Raw genomic sequence first — 3823 nt, forward strand, 5'->3', positions numbered from 1 at the left:
GCAATAATATCGGCTCCAACACCATGGATGCTGCCTTTGTGGGCTTGCATATTAACAGCGCGTCCTGCTTCTATTGTTGTGGTCATCGCGGTGGAAGCTTGAGAAGAAGCTTCTGCTTTCTTAAAGCCCACTGTCATACTGCCAGATGCGCCAGCCTCGGTCAAACCGCTTAACGTATCCTGTGGATTGCCCCACGACTTTGGCTTCAAAATACGCATCCCCCGTAATGAAACCTCACCTGCCTTATTGTCGACTATCTTAAACACCAAATTAAAAGTGCCCGTTGTGTGGATAAAGAAGGAGACAGCTTTGATCCTCTACTTCATTCGTGATTTTATCTAACGACCTTTTTAACGATGGGGAGGACGCTTTGGTGATCGCTTTTGTAAAGCTTTTTGCTTTTGCTGACGTTTTCTTTCATCCTCAAAATGCGTTAGTAAAGCGCGTTCCTGTTTCGTTTTGTTGGTCACACCAAAGGTATCATTGTCCATAAATTGCTGATATCCAGCTAGCATCAAATTAGCTAAAAACGAGTCACTTTTCAGAGGTTGTACAAAATAGAGCCCTTTTGAATCTTGCAATTTATACCGGAAACCTGCTTTTTTCATGCACTCATAAACTGAGGCAAATTCACTCGCATACGAATTCATATCACTAGAAGAAGCATAAACCGGTTTCCAGCCACATTTTGATAAGGATTGTTGGATCATCGCTTTATCGACACCTGGCTTTTCCCATAATGCTAAAGTTGATGGAGGAGGTTGGTTAACACATCCAGCTGTATTTAAGAGAGCTATGCAACTCAATAGTTTTAAGATTTTCTTCATTTTTCCCCTCCTTAAGTGGGTTTCTTTACGATAAAACAGCTCATAAACCTGTTGATATTTCCTGTCACCGCTGCTTAAAACAACGGTGAACAATATTGAGATGATTGGTTGAGGAAACAATCCCGCCATTCCAAGCGAAGGCAAAGAGGGGGATCGTTGATCGTCACAAACAGCAAAACTTAAGGTTGGCATTCATCCGCATTTTTGTACTTTTTACAAAACGGGCTGTTTAAGCGCTTTGCGACACTTCTCTTCGGGATGACAGCACCAGGCTGACAAATGGGAAGGTCTCTACCGTTAAAAGGAGAACACCAGCTAGCTCTCCCTTTATAATGGAATCCTGCTTGGATCATGCAAGCATCAATCGTTGCATTCTCATTGTTGCTTAACTTTTGAACTTCATCCTCAAGATAATTAAGGTGTGGCAAACCACATTCTAGCAATGCTTTTCCTACCTCCGTAGAATCTGCTCCTAGCTTCTCCCACACAGCCGTCTCTCCTCGAGGAGGTTTATCAATGTTTTCAATGTCACATCCAGCAACCGTTAACAAAATGAGCAGGCTTAATAAATTAAACAACATTTTCATTTTTTGTTCCCTGTTCTCGTTGAATAAAGTTTGTTAAAATCAAATGAACCATAATTAATTTGACACTCACGACTCGCATCAGCATAACAATTATGGGGGCTCGGATTAAGGCCCAAGACCGCTCTCCCCATCTCTCTGATTGGATTAGTTGCTATAGTAAATAAACTGTTTGCTGCAAATATCGTCATATAAAAAGGATTTTTTATACCTTTCTCCAAAAGTGAAAAATCTAGATTTAAAGGTGCCTTATAAGCCGTAGGCCAATTGTAACCAATCACTGTACTAATGGGGTCTAACATATGACCTTGTATGTAGATATAATTTTTTTCGCCATCGCTTAGATAATCTACTGTATTGGCCATCGATTGCATGTGAGCAGCCGCTCCAACAAGATAGAAGTCTGTTTTCTTGGCTACACTGTGGATACCATGTTCTTGCAAGTCATTTGCTCCATTGCGTATTGTTAAGGTACCCCGGCTATGCCCACTAACAATAGCATTGTCATTGCCATAACGATAGATAAAATCTTGAAACTTCTTGGTCGAATTACTCAATCCCCAAGTGCTACCCTCCCAAAACTTTTGATAATATGCTACCCCTAATTCTACCAGCACATCATCAGCTTGGGGAAAGTATGTAAAATAAAGAGGACCATTTTTATTAACAGCCAATTGGACAGCATTACCCGCAGCATCATCTGGTGAATTAAAAATGCCATTGTAGAACATATAAACAGCACCATTAGGGCCTTTTTGTAAATGCTTTTCTTCCTCTGGCTTTAAAAAGTGATACAGAGTGATATATTTTCCATCACGGCCTTTTATAGGTTTTCCATTTTCATCGGTTAAATAGAGGACATTGCCATTTTCATCATGCGCAACCTCACCCACTGGATGGTCAACATAAAATGCCATTTTACGAACCCCATCCCATATATCAAACCATTCATCTACCCATTTATTTCTCATACCTAAACGATTACGCAATATATCCTCAAGCGGTGCGACATCTAGCTGTCCTACTGCTTGGTGTGCTGCTGCGGTGTTGCGGTTGAGAGAGCCAATGATTTGTCCAGCATCTTGCCCCATCGCCCTCTGTCCAGTTGTATCAGTAAGGATGATAGTCCCATCGCTGATAGCAGATTTGGTTTCCCCTTCTGCTCCATCCTTGGCTTTGCCGTGATTTAAAACATTCTTGGCAATGTTTTTTATCGTGTCATTCCCAGAAATGCTAAACCCATGGCTGCTGGCTTTAGCATGGGCACCGTTGCTGATATCACTGGTGCTAATGCTTCCTGTGGTCAGGCTGTTTTTATCTGCCGGCGCGGTGCTGGCAATGATGCCTCCGGTCAGCGTTGTTTTGTCTTTAACTATGATATTAAAGCCGCCATCACCCGCTTTGATGCCTGATTGTTCCACAACACTATGATAATCGCTGGAGGATTTATCCTTTTGGAAAGAGGCGCTCATGGAGCCCCCACCACCCGTTTGTCCAGCGCCAAACCCAACAGAAACAGAGTTTTGCTTACTGGAAGTTTGTCCCGTATCACTGCGGCTGGTAATGGCAAAATCACCCCCTACTTCCATTTCTACACGCTCTCCAGAAACCACGGCGCCTGCCAATGTGGTGTTTGCCCCACTCGTGGTATGAACGGTGCCGGTGCCTATAATATGGCTGTTTTTGTGTTGAACTTCCTCACTGGAACCTTCCCCTTGACTAAAAGCAGCACTACCCGTTGCCCCTGCGCCACCCGTGCCATAACCGGTGCCAACACTCATTGAAGAACTTTCACTGCTGTTTTGTGTGCTTTGCGTGTTTTGTGCACTTTCAAAGATGATATCTTTACCTGCTTCCATGGTGATCTTTCCGCTCTGTGCATCATTTTCCAGCACATAGATTGGATTGGTACCAGCGATAATATCAGCGCCAACACCATGAATGCTGCCTTTGTGGGCTTGCATGTTAACAGCGCGTCCGCCTTCTATGCTATCTGTCACCGCTGTGGAGACTTGAGAAGAGGCTTCTGTTTTCTCAGTTTTAAAGCCCACGGTTACACTGCCAGATGCACCAGCCATATTGGCAAGAGCATCCTTGGTGGAGCCCCCCCCATCCCTCCTAATGAGCTACTCAGTCCTTTGGTTACGTTCCCCTTTTCCCCCGTATTGCCAGTCAGCCAATTAACAAAGGTTTTGCCTTTACTATAAAGATGACTGATTTTCATGCCAGTCAGTATGCCATTAATAACTGTATTGTTACCATCCTTATTATTCATGTGATCTGCGGCATCTTTTAGTCCTTGTACCGTGCCAAGGACACCGATATCAACGGAAGTTGTCACACCAGCAAAAGACTTTTCATGCTTTTCTTTTGCGTTAGAGGTATCATAGCTTTCTGATAGGGTGATATTAT

Annotated in this window: 3 protein-coding genes and 1 pseudogene; all 4 read right to left on the reverse strand. The window is 43.3% G+C overall.

Annotated features, from left to right (window positions below; all coding sequences use genetic code 11):
- Nucleotides 1-269: hypothetical protein (locus ACFILL_RS08795; protein ID WP_375643785.1), on the reverse strand; the 269-nt coding region annotated here is incomplete at its 3' end.
- 81 nt (nucleotides 270-350) lie between these two features.
- Nucleotides 351-827: a hypothetical protein gene (locus ACFILL_RS08800; protein WP_273791330.1), complete on the reverse strand. Its 477-nt coding sequence runs from the start codon at nucleotides 825-827 to the stop codon at nucleotides 351-353.
- A gap of 179 nt (nucleotides 828-1006) precedes the next feature.
- Nucleotides 1007-1414 carry a hypothetical protein gene (locus ACFILL_RS08805; protein ID WP_375621884.1) on the reverse strand — a complete coding sequence of 136 codons (408 nt, stop codon included), beginning with the start codon at nucleotides 1412-1414 and terminating at the stop codon, nucleotides 1007-1009.
- A pseudogene (locus ACFILL_RS08810) lies at nucleotides 1411-3823 on the reverse strand (hemagglutinin repeat-containing protein); the annotation flags it as partial. The pseudogene ACFILL_RS08810 and the gene ACFILL_RS08805, both read right to left, overlap by 4 nt.

Source organism: Bartonella sp. AP20NXHL (genome assembly GCF_042196165.1).
Lineage (GTDB): Bacteria > Pseudomonadota > Alphaproteobacteria > Rhizobiales > Rhizobiaceae > Bartonella.